Origin of the sequence: Leifsonia sp. ZF2019, assembly GCF_019924635.1 — a bacterium.
Classification (GTDB): domain Bacteria; phylum Actinomycetota; class Actinomycetes; order Actinomycetales; family Microbacteriaceae; genus Leifsonia.
Window position 1 is genome coordinate 152,393 of the sequence record NZ_CP065037.1, and the last position, 17,183, is coordinate 169,575.

At 69.7% G+C, this 17,183-nt stretch carries 16 protein-coding genes; 8 read left to right on the forward strand and 8 right to left on the reverse strand.

Features of this window, described 5'->3' with window-relative positions:
• Positions 1 to 17: 17 nt before the first annotated feature.
• Positions 18 to 1,256 (forward strand): FAD-dependent oxidoreductase, encoded by a 1,239-nt coding sequence (locus IT072_RS00825; RefSeq protein ID WP_223358911.1) that lies wholly within the window; start codon positions 18 to 20, stop codon positions 1,254 to 1,256.
• Positions 1,257 to 1,304: 48 nt separating this feature from the next.
• Here the strand turns inward: IT072_RS00825 and IT072_RS00830 are convergent, their stop codons facing one another.
• From IT072_RS00830 to IT072_RS00840, 3 genes are all read right to left on the reverse strand, one after another.
• Positions 1,305 to 1,685: a DUF1304 domain-containing protein gene (locus IT072_RS00830; protein ID WP_223358912.1), complete on the reverse strand. Its 381-nt coding sequence runs from the start codon at positions 1,683 to 1,685 to the stop codon at positions 1,305 to 1,307.
• 35 nt (positions 1,686 to 1,720) lie between these two features.
• Positions 1,721 to 2,743 carry an MDR family oxidoreductase gene (locus IT072_RS00835; protein ID WP_223358913.1) on the reverse strand — a complete coding sequence of 341 codons (1,023 nt, stop codon included), beginning with the start codon at positions 2,741 to 2,743 and terminating at the stop codon, positions 1,721 to 1,723.
• 89 nt (positions 2,744 to 2,832) lie between these two features.
• Complete coding sequence (locus IT072_RS00840) at positions 2,833 to 3,609, reverse strand: isocitrate lyase/PEP mutase family protein (protein WP_223358914.1); 777 nt, start codon at positions 3,607 to 3,609, stop codon at positions 2,833 to 2,835.
• Positions 3,610 to 3,655: 46 nt separating this feature from the next.
• On the opposite strand from IT072_RS00840, the gene IT072_RS00845 reads away from it, so the two are divergent.
• On the forward strand, positions 3,656 to 5,101 hold the full coding sequence (locus IT072_RS00845) for an LssY C-terminal domain-containing protein (RefSeq protein WP_223358915.1): 1,446 nt from the start codon (positions 3,656 to 3,658) through the stop codon (positions 5,099 to 5,101).
• A 62-nt stretch (positions 5,102 to 5,163) separates the two neighbouring features.
• On the opposite strand, the gene IT072_RS00850 is transcribed toward IT072_RS00845, so the two are convergent.
• Both IT072_RS00850 and trhO read right to left on the reverse strand, forming a co-directional pair.
• Positions 5,164 to 6,750 carry a cation:proton antiporter gene (locus tag IT072_RS00850; protein WP_223358916.1) on the reverse strand — a complete coding sequence of 529 codons (1,587 nt, stop codon included), beginning with the start codon at positions 6,748 to 6,750 and terminating at the stop codon, positions 5,164 to 5,166.
• An 89-nt stretch (positions 6,751 to 6,839) separates the two neighbouring features.
• Positions 6,840 to 7,742, reverse strand: coding sequence for an oxygen-dependent tRNA uridine(34) hydroxylase TrhO (gene trhO, locus IT072_RS00855; protein ID WP_223358917.1), 903 nt, complete (start codon positions 7,740 to 7,742; stop codon positions 6,840 to 6,842).
• Between the two features lie 170 nt (positions 7,743 to 7,912).
• Between trhO and IT072_RS00860 the strand changes: the two genes are divergently transcribed.
• Positions 7,913 to 8,692 carry a polyprenol monophosphomannose synthase gene (locus tag IT072_RS00860; protein WP_223358918.1) on the forward strand — a complete coding sequence of 260 codons (780 nt, stop codon included), beginning with the start codon at positions 7,913 to 7,915 and terminating at the stop codon, positions 8,690 to 8,692.
• Positions 8,693 to 8,715: 23 nt separating this feature from the next.
• Entirely contained in the window at positions 8,716 to 9,249 is a 534-nt protein-coding gene (locus IT072_RS00865) for a YbhB/YbcL family Raf kinase inhibitor-like protein (RefSeq protein WP_223358919.1), read from the forward strand.
• 83 nt (positions 9,250 to 9,332) lie between these two features.
• On the opposite strand, the gene IT072_RS00870 is transcribed toward IT072_RS00865, so the two are convergent.
• Positions 9,333 to 9,968 carry a LysE family translocator gene (locus tag IT072_RS00870; protein ID WP_223358920.1) on the reverse strand — a complete coding sequence of 212 codons (636 nt, stop codon included), beginning with the start codon at positions 9,966 to 9,968 and terminating at the stop codon, positions 9,333 to 9,335.
• A gap of 30 nt (positions 9,969 to 9,998) precedes the next feature.
• Between IT072_RS00870 and IT072_RS00875 the strand changes: the two genes are divergently transcribed.
• The 3 genes from IT072_RS00875 to IT072_RS00885 are packed head-to-tail and all read left to right on the forward strand — an operon-like array spanning position 9,999 to position 13,641.
• Entirely contained in the window at positions 9,999 to 11,570 is a 1,572-nt protein-coding gene (locus IT072_RS00875; RefSeq protein WP_223358921.1) for an MmgE/PrpD family protein, read from the forward strand.
• Complete coding sequence (gene prpB / locus IT072_RS00880; protein ID WP_223358922.1) at positions 11,570 to 12,469, forward strand: methylisocitrate lyase; 900 nt, start codon at positions 11,570 to 11,572, stop codon at positions 12,467 to 12,469. Before IT072_RS00875 ends, prpB begins: the two co-directional genes overlap by 1 nt.
• Positions 12,470 to 12,513: 44 nt before the next feature.
• Entirely contained in the window at positions 12,514 to 13,641 is a 1,128-nt protein-coding gene (locus IT072_RS00885; RefSeq protein WP_223358923.1) for a bifunctional 2-methylcitrate synthase/citrate synthase, read from the forward strand.
• 61 nt (positions 13,642 to 13,702) lie between these two features.
• Here IT072_RS00885 and IT072_RS00890 read toward each other — a convergent pair whose 3' ends face one another.
• Complete coding sequence (locus tag IT072_RS00890) at positions 13,703 to 14,890, reverse strand: acetyl-CoA C-acetyltransferase (protein ID WP_223358924.1); 1,188 nt, start codon at positions 14,888 to 14,890, stop codon at positions 13,703 to 13,705.
• A gap of 211 nt (positions 14,891 to 15,101) precedes the next feature.
• Here IT072_RS00890 and IT072_RS00895 point away from each other — a divergent pair, with 211 nt between their 5' ends.
• Positions 15,102 to 15,866 (forward strand): JAB domain-containing protein, encoded by a 765-nt coding sequence (locus IT072_RS00895; RefSeq protein ID WP_223358925.1) that lies wholly within the window; start codon positions 15,102 to 15,104, stop codon positions 15,864 to 15,866.
• On the opposite strand, the gene aspS is transcribed toward IT072_RS00895, so the two are convergent.
• Positions 15,796 to 17,124 carry an aspartate--tRNA(Asn) ligase gene (gene aspS, locus IT072_RS00900; RefSeq protein ID WP_223358926.1) on the reverse strand — a complete coding sequence of 443 codons (1,329 nt, stop codon included), beginning with the start codon at positions 17,122 to 17,124 and terminating at the stop codon, positions 15,796 to 15,798. The two genes, IT072_RS00895 and aspS, sit on opposite strands and share 71 nt — an antisense overlap.
• Between the last annotated feature and the right edge of the window lie 59 nt (positions 17,125 to 17,183).

Here is a 17,183-nt window from a genome sequence, read left to right on the forward strand (position 1 = left end):
GGATACGCTGCGGAGGCATGGATGTGCTTCAGGCGACCTGCGTGATCTCGGGCGGCGGCCCGGCCGGCATGATGCTCGGCCTGCTGCTGGCCCGCAACGGGGTGGATGTCGTGGTGATCGAGAAGCACGCGGACTTCTTCCGCGACTTCCGCGGCGACACGATCCACCCTTCCACGCTCGGCGTGCTGGGAGAGCTCGGGCTGCGCGAACGGTTCCTGGGCCTCCCGCACACCAGCGTCCGCACCCTCGACGCCGTCGTCAGCGGGACCAGGCTGCATCCCGTCGACTTCTCCCGACTGGCGCCGCCGGACGACTTCCTCGTGCTCGCGCCGCAGTGGGACTTTCTGTCGTTCCTCGCCGACGAGGCGGCGGAGCGTCCCGGGTTCCGTCTGCTGATGGAGACGACCGCCACCGGGCTGACCTGGCGCGACGGCGCGGTGACCGGCATCACGGCGCGGGGTCCGGCCGGCGACCTGGCGATCGCCGCACCCCTGGTGGTCGCCGCCGACGGGCGGGACTCGGTGCTGCGGGAGGACGCCGGGCTGCGGCCGCAGCGGTTCGGTGTGCCGATCGACGTGCTCTGGTTCCGCCTGCCGAAGGCCGCGGCGACGCCACCGAGCACGCTCGCCTACCTGCGTCACGGTTCGATGGTCATCACGATCGACCGTGGCGACTATTTCCAGACCGGTCTCGTCATCGCGAAAGGCGGTATCGACGACCTGAAGGCGGCCGGGATCGGCGCGTTCCGGGATGCGGTCGCGGCGGCGGCGCCCTTCCTCCGCGACGCACTGCTGAGCATCGACGGCTGGGAGCAGGTCAAGCTGCTGAGCGTGCAGATCGATCGGCTCGGCCGCTGGTACCGGCGCGGGTTCCTGGCGATCGGGGACGCCGCCCACGCGATGTCGCCCGCATTCGGTGTCGGCGTGAACTATGCCGTGCAGGACGCGGTCGCGGCCGCGAACGCGCTCGTCGATCCTTTGCGCGCGATCCAGGGCGGAGCCTCGGAGGAGGTCGACCTCCGTGTGCTCGACGGCCTCCAGCGCCGCCGCCTCCCACCGGTCGCCGCCATGCAGCGCATCCAGCTCGCCGCCCACCGGGGTATCGCGCGCCCCAATGGTCCGGATGCTCTCCCCGACCCGCTGCCGCTCCTGGGCCGCGGGGCGCTCGCCGTGGCGACCCCGCTGCTGCAGCGCGCCACCGCCCGGTTCATCGGGCGCGGGCTGCGGCCGGAGTCCGTCAGGCCGAGCTTGCGCTGAGCCGGACCGTGCGTCGCGGAGGCCCGCGCTGCGGCGTGCGGCCTCCCGTCAGGAGAGCAGCATCAGGATGAAGCCGATGAGCGGCAGTGAGCCCTGCGTGAGGGCGGCGCGCCAGTACCCCTTGCCCGTGGTCAGCAGCACGACCGACGCGGCGAACATGCACGCGGTCGTGAACAGGATGAGCGCCAGGCCGGCCGGGTGCAGCCCGACGCCGTAGAGGATCAGGCCGATGACGGCGCCGATCGCGAGGAACAGGTTGTAGAAGCCCTGGTTGTACGCCATCGGCTTGGTGGTGTCCGCTGCCTCCTGGTTCGCGACGCCGAATCGCTTCCAGACGGAGGGGCGGCCCCAGGCGATGCTCTCCATGAAGAAGATCGCGATGTGCAGGGCGGCCGCGAGCGTGACCACGACGGTGGCGAGGACGATCATGCCGCCAGCATACGGCGGTGCCGGAGCGAAGAGGATCAGGCGCGCACGTCGACCACGGTGCGGCCGTGCAGCCGGCCGCCGAGGATCTCCTCCGCGGCCGGGATGGCGTCGGTCAGCGGGATGACCTCCGTCATCGCCGCGAGCGTCTCCTCACCGAGGTCGGTCGCGAGGCGGCGCCACGCGGTCTCCCGCAGGGCGATCGGCGCCTCGACCGAGTTGATGCCCACCAGGCTGATCCCGCGCAGGATGAACGGCAGCACGGTGCCGGGGAGGTCGGGGCCCTGGGCGAGCCCGCACGCCGTCACCGTTCCGCCGTAGCGCGTCTGGGCCAGGGCGTTGACGAGGGTGTGGCTGCCGACGGCGTCGATCACGCCGGCCCAGCGCTGGCTTTGCAGTGGCCGGCCCGGGTCGGAGAGCTCGGCGCGGTCGAGGATGGTGGTGGCGCCGAGGTCGGTCAGGTAGCCCCGCAGCTCGTCCGGGCGTCCGGTGGAGGCGGTGACGGGGTAGCCCCGTCCGGCCAGCACCGCGACCGCCACCGAGCCGACTCCGCCGGCGGCCCCGGTGACGAGGACGCTGCTGCCGCTGTCGCGCACCTCCTCGGGGTCGACGCCGTTGCGCTCCAGCGCGAGCACGGAGAGCATCGCCGTGAAGCCGGCGGTGCCGATCGCGGCCGCCTGAGTGGAGGAGATCGCGTCGGGGATGCGCACGAGGGCGTCGCCGCGCACACGGGCCCGTTCGGCGAGGCCGCCGTGGTGCGATTCCCCGAGGCCGTCGCCGTTCAGCACGACGCGATCGCCGGGGATCCACCGCGGGTCGTCGCTCGCCTCGACCGTTCCGACCAGGTCGATTCCCGGGATGAGCGGCGAGGTGCGCGCCACTCCGGGGCGTCCCGCGATGGCGAGGCCGTCCTTGTAGTTGAGGTCGGAGAACTCGACGGCGACGGTCACACCACCCGGCATGAGGAACGCGTCCGTGACGCGCCGCACCTCCGCCGTGTGGGCGGTGATGCGACCCGCCTCGATCTCCTGCTCGATCACGATCGCCCGGAAGTCGCTCATGGGTGCAGCCTACGCGGGGGTGCTCGACGACGGGCCGGGGGCGGCCCCCAAACGGTCCCGGCCACGGAGCCGACCTCGTCGGACTGCGTTCAGTTGAGTGCGCGCGTGCCGCTCGGCAGGGTGCCTCCCGCGTAGAGGGCCTGCGCCGCATCCTGCAGCGCGGTGAGGGCGACGCGCTGGCTCCACGGGCCGTAGGAGACGCGCGTGACCCCGAGCTCGTGGAGGCGTGCGGGCGGGAGGGAGCCCGGCACCGCGATCACGCTGAGCTTCCGGTCGCCCAGCCCGCCGACCAGAGCGGTCACGGTCGGCTCGTCCAGCAGACCGGGTACGAACACACTCGTCGCGCCCACGTCGAGGAAGGCACGGCCGCGGCGCACGGCCTCCTCGATCTTCTCCTCGGTGCTGGGGAACGCGTTGCGCAGGAAGACGTCGGTGCGGGCGTTCAGGGCGAACGGCACGCCCTCCGCCTCGGCCGCGCGAACCGCGTCGCGGTTGACGGCGACGGCCTCGTCGAACGGGCGCATCCGGTCCTCCAGGTTCGCGCCGACGACGCCCACCCCGATCGCGCGGCGGACCGTCTCGCCCGCGTCGGCGTAGCCGCCCTCGAGGTCCGCGCTGACCGGCAGGTCGGTCGCCCGCACGATGCGGCCGACCATGTCGAGCATCAGGTCGAGCGGGATGTTCTCGCCGTCCTCGTAGCCCAGCGTCGCCGCGATGGAGTGGCTGGCGGTCGCGAGGGCGTGGGTTTCGGGCAGCGCGGCGATGGTCGTGGCGCTGATCGCGTCCCAGACGTTGACGACCTGCAGCAGTTCGGGAGCGTCGTGGAGTCGGCGCAGTTCGGCGCCGCGTTCGGTGATGGTGGCCATGACCGTCACCCTACGGCGGTCCGCGCGCGGCCTCTAGGATGTCCCCATGACGCTGCCGGAGGCTCCTCGCGAGGCGAGCGCTCCTGCACCGGGCGCCGGCCGCAAGACCCTGTCGGCGACGGCCAGGCGGATCTCCATCAACGCCGTCGTCGACTACGCCTTCTTCATCTTCGGCGGGGTCGCCGCGATCTGGCTCGCCTGGCTGGTGCTCACGGAGAGCTTCAGCTGGGGCTGGTTCCTCGTCCTGTTCTTCGTTCTGTTCTGGCTCGTGCTGGCGTATCTGGTCCTGCCGCGCCTGCACCGCATCCTCACCCAGATCTACGTGCCTGACTACTTCATCGGCCGCGCCCGCACCAGCGACGGTCTGCTCGGCGACCCGGTGAACCTCGCCCTGCTCGGGTCGGAGGCGCAGCTCGACGACGCCATGCGCGCCGCCGGGTGGACCCGCGCCGACGACGTCACCCTGGCCTCCAGCCGCCGCATCGTCACCTCGACACTGCTGCGGCGCAGCTACGACGAAGCCCCGGTGAGCCCCCTGTTCCTGTTCGGTCACCAGCAGGACGTCGCGTACCAGCAAGAGGTGCTCGGCAACCCGGCCAAACGGCACCACGTGCGGTTCTGGAAGTGCCCGGACGGCTGGCTCCTGCCCGGTGGACACAAGGTCGACTGGCTGGCCGCCGGCACCTTCGACAAGTCGGTCGGCTTCTCGCTGTTCACCTTGCAGATCACCCACAAGATCGACGCGAACACGGACATCGAGCGCGACCACATCGTCTCCACCTTGCTCGCAGCGGATGTCGGCGTGGAGGTCGAGGTCATCCGCGACTTCTCCACCGGCTACCATTCCCGCAACGGCGGCGGTGACAGCATCGAGACCGACGGCGACCTGCCCGTGGTGAACCTCGATCGCGTCCCCGTCGACGCGGAGGCCCAGCGTGTCGTCCAGCAGGCCGAGGCCCGCCGCATCGCACTCGCCGAGCGCCGCCCGGTCCCGACCGCGCTCGGCTTCCTGCTCATGCTGCTGCGCGTCGTCGCGGGCGCGATCTTCGTCGCCCTCACCCTCCTCAGCTGGCGTGTCTGGACCGCCTCGCTCTTCACCTCCGGCGACCTCGAGGGAGTGACCCGTCACGAGGCCGACATCGTCTTCGGCGTCCTCCTCGGCATCTTCGCCGCCGGCCTGGTCTTCTATTTCCTTCTCGCCCTCCTCGTCTTCTTCGGCAGCAACTGGGCCCGCATCGCCTCCATGTCGTACAGCTCCCTGCTCATCGTCATCTCGGCGATCGACTTCTTCGACGGCGGTCCACAGGTCACCCTCCACAACAACCTGCTCGGGCTCCCCCTCGACATCCTGGTCGTGCTCGCCCTGTCATCGCAGCGCTCCCGCCAGTGGGCCCGCCGCCCCCGCGGCGCCCGCCGCCCTGGCACCGAGGCCGCCGCCGCCGTGGCGCTCGCCGCAGCCCGGGCGCCGGCGGACGACACGCGGGCGGGGTAGGGCCGGACCTCGGGCGCGCGGGCGCGTGGGCGCGCTGGCGGGCGGGCGGTCGCACCGGAGCGCTACATCAACGTCCTCTTCCCTCCCGGTCCCGACGATTTGAGCGCCGCCTCCTCGGCGTCGAGGAACGCCAGGACCGAGCGGACGGCGGGCTCCTGATAGCGACCCTCGGCACGCGCGGTCAGCACCGCCTGCCGCTCCGCGACGATCATGGTGCGCCGCAGGTGTCGGTACTCCATGGGTGTGTCCTCGGTCTCGTCGGGGGAGGGGTTCTCCAGTGCGTCCGACAGGAACACGGCGTTGATCCGGAGCCGCTCGATCACGCGCTCGTCCTCGTTGCCGGTCACCTGCGACTCCAGATGCTCCAGGCCCGCCGTCTGAGCCTCCGCGAGAAGCCGCTGCATCTCGCTCGCCTCCTGCGCGAAATCGGGTGACGGGAGGTGCAGCCGCCGGATGATCCAGGGCAGCGCCAGCCCCTCCAGCAGCGTCGCCACCACCACGACGAAGGCGAGGAACTGCAAGAACTCCCGATGCGGTGTCTGCTCCGGCAGCAGGAACACTGCGGCCAGCGTCACCACCCCGCGGATGCCCGCGAACGACACGGCGATGCCGGTCGGCCACGACCACCCCCGCTCGCGCAGCCGCTGCGGCCCGTAGCGGTACAGAGCCGTCGTCCCCACCATCCACAGGATCCGGGCTACGGCGAGGGCGACGAGCACCACCACGCAGATGAGCACGGTCTGCCACACCGTGATGCCCGATCGGAAGGCGCCGCTCAGGATGCTCGACAGTTCCAACCCGATGAACAGGAAGACCGCGTTCTCCAGCAGGAACTGGATCGTGCGCCAGTTGATGGTCTCCGCGATCCGCGCCTCCGCGGTCTGGATGGTCGGCGACCGGTACCCGAGGTAGAGGCCCGCCACCACGACCGACAGGATGCCCGACCCGTGCAGGAGCTGCGACGGGATGAACGCCAGGTAGGGCGTGATCAGCCCGAGCGACGTGTCGAGCACGGGGGAGCGCAGTTGCTTGCGGATGAGGGAGAGTACCCAGCCGATCACGAGGCCGACCCCGACGCCCACGACCACCGCCAGGCCGAACTCGCCGGCGATCGCCAACGGATTGATCACACTGACGATGGCGGCGATGCTCGCGTTCAGAGCGACGAGGGCGGTCGCGTCGTTCAGCAGGCTCTCGCCCTCGAGCACGGTCACGAGCCGCCGCGGGAGGTGAACGCGCCCGGCGATCGCCGTCACAGCGACCGTGTCCGTCGGGGCGACCACCGCCCCGAACGCGAAGGCCGCCGCGAGCGTGATCGCAGGCACGACCAGCCAGGTCGCGAACCCGACCACCACCACGGTGAACGCCACCAGCCCCACGGACAGCAGCAGGATGCCGTCGCGCCTCGCCCGCACATCCACGATCGAGGTCTGGATGGCCGCAGCGAACAGCAGCGGCGGCAGCAGACCGTACAGCACGACCTCCGGCTCCAGCACGATCTGGGGGACGCCCGGGATGAACGAGGCGACCGCACCGACGACCACCAGCACCACCGGCGCCGACCAGCCGACGCGGCGGGACAGCCCGGTGACGGTGACCGTGACGAGGACGAACGACACGATCCAGACGATGGTTGCTACCGGATCCATGCTGTTCATGATGGCCGCAACGCGAACGGGCCAGCAATGGTTCCCGCAGGTCGGTGGAGAACCCGTTCGCCGTCAGCGTTGGGGAGGAATCAGTGCCGGGGCGAGTCCGCCGCGTGCTCCGTGCACCGCAGCACGTCGCACGCCTCGCACGTCACCAGCTGCTCCCGGCACGAGACGTCGGCGCAGTTCCGCATCCGGCTCGTGGCCGCGCCGCATCCCGCGCACCGACCCACCACGGCGGGGTGCTCGCCGAAGGTCACGGCTCCGCGCCCATCGAACACATAGAGCGACCCCTCCCAGAGCCCGCCGTCGCCGAACGTCTCGCCGTACCGCACGACACCCCCGTCGAGCTGATACACCTCCTGGAACCCGCGCGACTTCATCAGACCGGACAGCACCTCGCAGCGGATGCCGCCGGTGCAGTACGTGACGACCGGCTTGTCCTTGAGGTGGTCGTACGCGCCGCTCTCCAGCTCGGCGACGAATTCGCGTGTGGTCGAGACGTCCGGGACGACCGCGCCGCGGAACCGCCCGATCTCGGCCTCGAAGCGGTTGCGTCCGTCGAAGAACACCACGTCGTCGCGTTCCTCGACCAGACGGTGCAGTTCGGCTGGCTGCAGGCGCTCGCCGCCTCCGACGACCCCCGACCCATCGACGCGCAGCTCGCCCGGCGCGCCGAAGGAGACGATCTCGTCGCGCACCTTGACCGACAGCCGCGGGAAATCGGTGCTGAAGCCGTCGTCGTCGAGCGGCGACCCCGCACTCCACTTGGCGTCGAGATCACGGAACCCGGCGAACTCGCGCGTCTTACGGAGATAGCGCTTCATCGCGGCCAGCTCGCCGCCGACCGTCCCGTTGATGCCGTCCTTCGAGATCAGGATGCGTCCGCGCAGCCCGAGCAGCTCGCAGAGGTCGCGCTGCCACAACCGCACGGCCTCAGGGTCGGCCAGCGGAGTGAACGCGTAGTACAGCAGGATCTTCGGGACGGCCACCAGACGATGGTAGGCGACGGAGGTGGGGCCGGGCCGTGCGCCCGCAGCGGCGCCAAGCTGCGAGGGCCGGAAGTTTCGTTCGCCATCTGTTCAGGCAGTTCAGGCAAGGTGGGAGTAGCCTCCCAGGCACCGTCCCGGGTGGGCACGCACGTCGGCAGAAAGGCGGTTCCTTGCGAACCCTCGTCATCATCCCCACCTACAACGAGCGGGAGAACGTCGGCCCCATCGTCGGACGCGTGCGCGCGTCCGCTCCGGATGTCGAGGTGCTCGTGGTGGACGACAACTCGCCGGACGGTACGGGCGAGATCGCCGATGCGCTGGCCGCGACGGACGCTCACGTGCACGTGCTGCACCGCACCGCGAAGGACGGTCTCGGGGCTGCCTATCGCGAGGGGATGGGATGGGCGCTCGCCGCCGGCTACGACCGCGTCGTCGAGATGGACGCCGACGGCTCGCACCGTCCGGAGGAACTGCCGCGGCTGCTGGAGGCCCTCCGCACCGAGGAGCCGGGAACAGGTGCCGATCTCGTGCTGGGGTCCCGCTGGGTGCCCGGTGGAGGAGTTGTGAACTGGCCCGCACGCCGCCGGCTCCTCTCGCGCGGGGGCAGCGCTTACTCGCGGATCGCGCTCGGCGTCCCGGCACGCGACGTGACCGGAGGCTACCGTGCCTTCACCGCCGACGCGCTGCGCCGCATCCACTTCGACGACGTCGCGAGCCAGGGCTACTGCTTCCAGATCGACATGCTGCGCCGCGCTTACCGCGCGGGCCTGTCGGTCGCGGAGGTTCCGATCACGTTCGTCGAGCGCGAGCACGGCGCCTCGAAGATGACGGGCGGGATCGTCGCGGAGGCCATGCTCCGTGTCACCGGCTGGGGCATCACCGGGCTGCCGGGGCGGCTCCGTCGGCGGCCCTCGCCGGTGCCCGTCTCAGAATCCGCCCAGCGCGTCTGACCGGGCGAGCGTAGGTTACGGGTATGACTTCGATCGATCCGTTCGAGCGCTTCGGCGCCGTGCCCCAGTTCACCCTCGAGAGCGACGACGTCGCCGACGGCCGCCCCCTCTCGCGTGCCCAGTGGGGGTCGGGAGGCGGCGGTGACAACGTGTCGCCCCAGCTCTCCTGGAGTGGATTCCCGGCCGAGACGAAGAGCTTCGCCGTAACCATCCACGACCCGGATGCCCCGACCGGTTCGGGCTTCTGGCACTGGGCCGTATTCAACATCCCGGCGGAAGTGACCACGCTGGCGGCAGGCGCCGGGGCGGAGGGCGGCGGGAGCCTGCCGCAGGGGGCGGCCATGCTCTCGAACGAACTCCGCTCGAAGAGCTTCACCGGAGCGGGACCCCCTCCCGGAACCGGAACCCACCACTACGACATCGTCGTGCACGCCTTGGATGTCGAGCGACTCGACCTCGACCCGGAGTCGACTCCCGCTGTGCTGGGCTTCAACGCGCACTTCCACACGCTGGCGCGAGCCGTGCTGACGCCGGTGGCGACGGCGGGCGACATCTGAGGCCGGCTTCCTGATCGGCGCTGCCGTCTTCCGGGGGGCCGCGTGCCGTCGGAGGGCCGGCAGCCCGGTCGACGCCCTCGGGCTCAGTGCTTCGTGCCGGTGAGGGCCAGGACCCCGCCGAGCCCGATCATCAGCACCCCGCCGGTGGCCCCGAGTCGCTCCGCGCGCTTCGGCGAGCGCCCGAACCACTGACGCGCGGTCCCGGCGGCGAGCGCCCAGACGCTGTCGAACGTCAGCGCGAGCAGCAGGAAGACGACGCCGAGCTCGAACAGTTGCAGCGTGATGCCGCCTGCGCGGTAGTCGACGAACTGGGGGAGAACCGCCACGAAGAAGACGAGCGACTTCGGGTTGGTGAGCCCGACGAGAAATCCTTCGCCGACGATCCGCCACGCCGATCGGGACGGGTTCGCCTCGTGCGTCACGGCCGTGTGCCGCCGGTGCCGGATGGCCTGGATGCCGAGGTAGACGAGATAGCAGGCTCCCGCGACCTTGATCATCGTGAAGAGCACCAGCGACTGCGCGACGATCGCGCCGACCCCCAGCGCCACCGCGATCACGAGGGGCAGCATCCCGAGCGCGTTGCCGAGCACGCTCAGGAGGCCGCCCGCTCGTCCGAGGGAGAGGGAGCGGCCGATGACGAAGAGCACGCTCGGCCCGGGAATCACGATGAGCGCCACCGAGGCCAGCGCGAACGCGAGCAGAGACGGCACGGAAACCATGAGCAGAGCGTAGCGAGGTAGGTTCGATACGTGAAGAACCACAACGTCCGTGTGCACCGCAGCGACGAGAACCTCGCCCGTCAGGACCAGCTCGCCTGGAAGATCGCGCAGGTCGCCGCCGACCCGGTCGAGGTCGACTCAGAGGTCGTCGACATGGTCATCAACCGCGTCATCGACAATGCGGCCGTCGCTGCGGCCTCTCTGACCCGCCGTCCGGTCGTGTCGGCCCGCTCGCAGGCGCTCGCGCATCCGTTGCCATCGCGTCAGCTCGACGAGATCGTCGCGGCCGTCGAGCGCCCGCAGGACGGATCGACCGTCTTCGGCGAAGCCCCCGAGGTGCGGGTGTCGCCGGAGTGGGCCGCCTGGGCGAACGGCGTCGCCGTCCGCGAGCTCGATTATCACGACACCTTCCTCGCGGCCGAGTACTCGCACCCGGGCGACAACATCCCGCCGATCGTGGCCGTCGCTCAGCACGCCGCGCGCGCGTTCGGGCTCACCGGGCGCGACGTGGTGCGCGGAATCGCGACCGGTTATGAGATCCAGATCGATCTGGCGCGGGCGATCAGCCTCCACGCGCACAAGATCGATCACGTCGCGCACCTCGGTCCGTCGGCCGCAGCCGGCATCGGCACCCTGCTCGCGCTGCCGCCGGAGGTCGTGTTCCAGGCGGTCGGGCAGGCGCTGCACACCACCACCGCCACCCGGCAGTCCCGCAAGGGCGAGATCTCCAGCTGGAAGGCCCACGCCCCGGCGTTCGCCGGCAAGATGGCCGTCGAGGCGATCGACCGGGCGATGCGCGGCGAGACGAGTCCGACCCCGATCTACGAGGGGGAGGACGGCGTGATCGCGTGGCTGCTCGATGGCCCGTCGGCCTCGTACGACGTGCCGCTGCCGGAGGCTGGTGAGGCCAAACGCGCCATCCTCGATTCGTACACCAAGGAGCACTCCGCCGAGTACCAGGCTCAGGCCTGGATCGACCTCGCGCGCAAGCTCCACCGCGAGCACCCGGAGGTCGCGGATCCCGAACGCGTCGAGAGCATCGTCATCCACACCTCGCACCACACGCATTTCGTGATCGGCTCGGGAGCGAACGACCCGCAGAAGTACGATCCGACGGCGTCGCGGGAGACTCTCGACCACAGCATCCCGTACATCTTCACCGTGGCCCTGCAGGACGGAGGCTGGCACCACGTGGAGTCGTACCTGCCGTCTCGCGCCGCCCGGCCCGATACGGTCGCGCTCTGGGGCAAGGTCACCACGACCGAGGATCCGGAATGGACCCGTCGCTATCACTCGACCGATCCCGCCGAGAAGGCATTCGGCGGACGGGTGGAGATCCGCCTCGTGGACGGTCGCGTCATCACGGACGAGATCGCCGTCGCCGACGCGCACCCGCTGGGTGCGCGTCCGTTCGCGCGAGCCGACTACGTGGCGAAGTTCCGCACTCTCGCCGACGGCATCCTGGAGGCCGCCGAGATCGAGCGCTTCCTGTCCGTCGCTGAGCGACTGCCTCACCTCACGGCCGCCGAGCTGGCCGGTCTCACCATCACGGCCGCTCCGGGGGTGCTCGACTCCGTTCCGGCTCCGAAGGGACTCTTCTGATGCTGTACTCCTCTCTTCCCGCGCACGAGAAGCGTGCGGCTTTCCGTGCCCGTCTCTCGTCGGGTGAGCTCGTCCGCATGCCCGGTGCCTTCAACCCCCTCAGCGCCCGCCTCATCGAGCGCAAGGGCTTCGAGGGTGTGTACATCTCGGGCGCCGTGCTCTCCGCCGATCTGGGGCTCCCCGACATCGGGCTGACCACTCTGACGGAGGTGGCCGGCCGTTCCGCCCAGATCGCCCGGATGACGGACCTTCCGGCGCTGGTCGATGCCGACACCGGCTTCGGTGAGCCCATGAACGTCGCCCGCACCGTCCAATCGTTGGAGGACGCCGGTGTCGCCGGTCTGCACATCGAGGACCAGGTGAACCCGAAGCGCTGCGGCCACCTCGACGGCAAGCAGGTGGTCGACGAGAACACCGCTCTCAAGCGCATCCGCGCCGCCGCCGATGCCCGCCGCGACCCCAACCTCCTCATCATGGCGCGCACGGACATCCGAGCCGTGGACGGCTTGGCTGCCGCGATCGACCGGGCGAAGGCCCTCGTCGACGCGGGTGCGGACGCCGTCTTCCCCGAGGCCATGGCGGATCTCTCCGAGTTCGAGGCCGTCCGCCGCGCCATCGATGTGCCGATGCTCGCCAACATGACCGAGTTCGGCAAGAGCGACCTCTTCACCGTCGACCAGCTCCGTGACGTCGGCGTGAACATCGTCATCTGGCCGGTGTCTCTCCTGCGTCTCGCGATGGGCGCCGCCGAGCGCGGTCTCGATCAGCTCCTCGATGGCGGGACGCTCGAGCCGATGCTGGGGGAGATGCAACATCGCGCCGACCTGTACGACCTGATTGACTACGAGGGATACAACGCGTTCGACACTTCGGTGTTCAATTTCGACGTGCGCCGCTGACCCACGAGGTCGCGGCGCGTGGCAGCTGTAGCGAAGGAGCTCGCATGACCGATCCGCAGATCCACAAGGGTCTCGCCGGCGTGGTGGTGGACACCACGGCCGTCTCGTCCGTCAACCCGGAGACGAACTCCCTGCTGTACCGGGGGTATCCCGTGCAGGAGCTCGCCGCGCGCTGCTCCTTCGAGGAGGTCGCCTATCTCCTCTGGAACGGTGAGCTGCCCACTCCGGAGGAGCGCGAGGCATTCAGCGCTCGGGAGCGCTCCCTCCGGCGTCTCGACGATCGCACCCGTCGTGCCCTCGACGACATCCCCGCGTCCGCGCATCCCATGGACGCTCTGCGTACTGCGGTCAGCCAGCTCGGCGGACTGGACGACACCCTCCAGCAGACGGATGGCATCCTCGACCCGGATCTCAACTACGGCCGTGCCCTCTACCTCCTCGCGCAGCTCCCCACCGTCGTCGCCTACATCCAGCGTCGCCGTCGTGGCCTCGAGGCCGTGGAGCCTCGCGAGGATCTCGACTACTCCCGCAACTTCTTGTGGCTGACCTTCGGCGAGGTCCCCGACGACGCGGTCGTCGATGCGTTCCGTGTCTCCCTGGTGCTCTACGCGGAGCACTCGTTCAATGCCTCCACCTTCACCGCCCGTGTGATCGCCTCCACTCTCTCCGACATCTATTCGGCCGTCACGGGTGCCATCGGCGCCCTCAAAGGCCCCCTGCACGGGGGCGCCAACGAGGCCGTCATGCACGCTTTCGACGAGATCGGCTCCGCTGAGCGCGCGGAGGCCTGGCTGGACTCCGCCCTCGCCGAGAAGCGCAAGATCATGGGCTTCGGCCACCGCGTCTACAAGAACGGCGATTCCCGGGTTCCCACCATGAAGGCTGCTCTCGAGTCCTTGGTCGAGCACTATGACCGTCCCGAGATGCTGGACCTCTATAACGCTCTCGAGTCCGCGATGGCCGACCGCAAGAACATCAAGCCCAACCTGGACTACCCCTCCGGCCCCGCATACAACCTCATGGGCTTCGACACCGACACGTTCACCCCCCTCTTCGCCGCCGCTCGCATCACCGGCTGGACCGCCCACATCTTCGAGCAGTACGCCGCCAACTCCCTGATCCGCCCCCTCTCCCTCTACAACGGCCCGGACGAGCGCCACCTGGACAGCTGACCCGGTGGGCGCCGGCCGGCCGGCACCTCTTGGCACCCGAGAAGCTCAGTGTCAGAGAAGCTCAGCGCCAGAGAAGCAGTGCGTCCCCCTGGCCGCCACCACCGCAGAGAGCGACGGCAGCCCGTCCCGTTCCACGGCGGGCGAGCTCGTGAGCAGCGTGGCCGGCCAGTCTGGCGCCGGACGCACCGATCGGGTGGCCGAGGGCGATCGCTCCGCCGTGGATGTTCACCCGCTCGGCGTCCACGCCCAGGTCGGCCATCGACTGCAGGGCGACCGCGGCGAAGGCCTCGTTGATCTCGATGAGATCGAGGTCGTCGGTCGACCAGCCGGCTCGCGCGAGGGCGGCCTCGATCGCGTGCGACGGCTGCGAGTGGAGCGAGTTGTCCGGTCCGGCGACCTGGCCGCTCGCGCCGACGACGGCAAGCCAGTCGAGGCCCAGCCGTTCGGCGTTCGCGCGGGTCGTCAGCACGAGCGCCGCTGCTCCGTCACTGAGCGGTGAGGAGTTCCCCGCGGTCAGCGTGCCTCCCTCGGCGAAGCTGGGCTTCAGCCGCGCCAGCGCCTCGGGTGTCGACTCCGGCCGTACGCCCTCGTCGACGGTGACGACCAGCGGCTCCCCCTTGCGCTGCGGGATCGTGACCGGCGCGATCTCGTCCACGAAGACGTCGTTCGCGTGTGCTGCTCCCGCGCGCTGGTGCGAAGCAGCGGAGAAGGCGTCCTGCGCTTCTCTCGTCAGACCGAGCCGCTCCGTGTAGCGCTCGGTCGAGGCTCCCATCGAGATACCGTCGAAGGCGTCGGTCAGGCCGTCGTACGCGGCTGAATCCAGGGCTTCGATCGAGCCGTACGTCCATCCCGTCCGCGACCCGGGCAGGATGTGCGGCGCATTCGTCATCGATTCCTGGCCGCCCGCCACGACCACCGTCGCCTCCCCGGCGCGGATGATGCGTGCCGCGTCGATGACCGCTGCGAGGCCCGACAGGCAGACTTTGTTGATCGTCGTGGCGGGGACGTCCCAGCCGATCCCCGCACTGATGGCCGTCTGTCGCGCCGGGTTCTGACCCGCGCCGGCTTGCAGCACTTGCCCGAAGATCACAGCGTCGATCGATCCAGCATCCACGCCGCTCTGCGCGAGTGCTCGGGAGAGCGCGGTTGCGCCGAGCTGGACGGCGGTCTGCGACGCGAGCGTCCCCTTGATCTTGCCGAACGGGGTGCGCGCGGCCGACAGGATGACGACATCGTCAGGACTGGTCATGTGGGTGCTCCTTCATCGCTGGAATGAGTCCATTGTGGCTCTGCGGGATCCACCGTTTGGGGGTCGCGAAGAATCCGTGGACAGATCGTCGTTCCGCACGCCTGTGGAGAAAAAGCGTCAACGCTCTCCACAGGCTGGGCCTGATTTCGACTTCTCCACAGATTTCGCAATGCTGCACTGCTGTCGACCGTCTGCTTCCTACCGTGGATTCATGTCGTCCGAAGCAGCTGAAGAGGAGGAGTCCCTTGCGAACGTCCCCACGCATGATCGACCGCGCGAGAGGATGCGTCGCCTCGGTGTCGGCGCCCTCACGGACGACGAGGTGCTCGCTCTCGTCCTCGGCTCCGGCCAGACCGGCAGAAGCGTCCGCGCGCTCGCACGGTCGATACTCCGACGCTCGGGAGGCTTCCCCGGACTCGCGACGATGGACTTCGCGCGACTCGAGACGTTGCCTGGAGTCGGCCCCGCCACAGCCGGCCGGCTCGTCGCGATCATCGAGATCTGGCGCCGTGCAGGCAGCTCGTCGGCATGGACGCGGCTGGTCGACGATCGGGCGATCGCCGAGATCGTGCGACCCGAGCTCCTGCATCGCGACAGTGAGCGATTCGTCGTGGTCATCGCGGATCGGGCTGCGCGCCCGCTCGAACTCGTCCTGCTCCGGGACGGCGGCGTGGACGACGCCAGCATTCAGCCTGCCGACGTGCTGCAATCGGTCCTCACCCGCGGTGGACGGTCCTTCGCGGTCGCGCACAACCATCCGTCGGGCTCGATCGATGCTTCGGTCGCCGACCTCGTCCTCACCCGAAGGCTGGATCAGGCCGCGGCGACCATCGGGCTCCGGTTTCTCGGGCACATCCTCGTCGCCGGCGACAGCTGGTCGGCTGTGGCCTCCAACGGCGCGTCGGCTACGGGGTCAGGCGGCTCGGTCCGCGGAACAGGTAGGTCGTCTCGCGCAGGTTCGAGAGGTGCAGCATGAGCATCAGGACGCGGGCCAGCCCCATTCCGAACCCACCGTGCGGCGGCACGCCGTAGCGGAAGAACGCCAGAACGTCCTCGAGCTCTTCGACGGAGAGCCCCTTCTCGCGGGCCTGCTTCTCGATCAGGTCGACGCGGTGCTCACGCTGCGCTCCGGTCGAGATCTCGACGCCGTTGAAGATGAGGTCGTAGCTCTTGGTGATCGTCTCGTCGTCCGGGTGACGCATGTGGTAGTACGGGCGGATGGTCGCCGCGTAGTCCGTCAGGAAGACGAACTCGTGACCGTAGGTCTCCTTGACGTATGCAGAGATCTGACGCTCGCCCTCGGGGTCCATGTCGTCGTCGTCGCGCGGGACCTCATAGCCCCGCGAGGCGACGATCCGCTTGGCCTCGGCGAGCGGGATGCGCGGGAACGGTGTCGCCGGGACGGTGACCTCGACGCCGAAGAGCGCCTCGATCTCCTCACCGTGCTTCTCCTTGACCGCGGTGAACCCGGCGACGAGGAGGTCCTCGTGCACCTTCATGACGTCCTCGTGGCTGTCGATCCAGCTGAGCTCGGTGTCGATGCTGGTGAACTCGGTCGCGTGACGGCTCGTGAAGCTCGGGTCTGCGCGGAAGGCCGGGCCGATCTCGAACACGCGGCCGAAGCCCGCGGCCTGGGCCATCTGCTTGAAGATCTGCGGGCTCTGCGCGAGATACGCCGTCGTCTCGAAATAGTCGAGTTCGAAGAGCTCGGCGCGCGACTCCGAGGCGGAGGCCATCAGCTTCGGCGTGTGGATCTCGACGAAACCGTTCTCCACCCAGTACTGCCGCAGAGCATGCTCGAAGGTCGTCTGTACGCGGAAGATGAGGTTGTTCTTGGGCTCTCGCAGGTCGAGGAAGCGCCAATCCATGCGCTTGTCGATCCCGCTGTCCGCGGCGATCGGCGTCTCGGGGATCGCGGCCGTCTCGACGGTGAGGGAGCTGAGCTTGATCTCGATGCCGCCGAGCTTCACACGCTCGTCGTGCTTGAGCTCGCCGGTGGCGCGCACGAAGCTTCCCTGAGAAAGACCGGAGATAGTGGTCGCGGGCTCGTCGGCAACGACGGTCCCGTCCTCCGCCACGGTGCGAGGATTGACGAGCTGAACCGCTCCCGACTCGTCGCGCAGCACGACGAACTGCACCTTCTTCTGGTCGCGGACGGTCTCGACCCATCCGGCGACGCTGACGGGGCCGTCGGGGTGGGCGGCGAGGTCCTTGATCAAAACGCGTGCGGTCACGATCAGCAAGCCTACCGCCCGCGCATACCGCCCCGAGGTGGTCCGAGCGAGGGCTACGT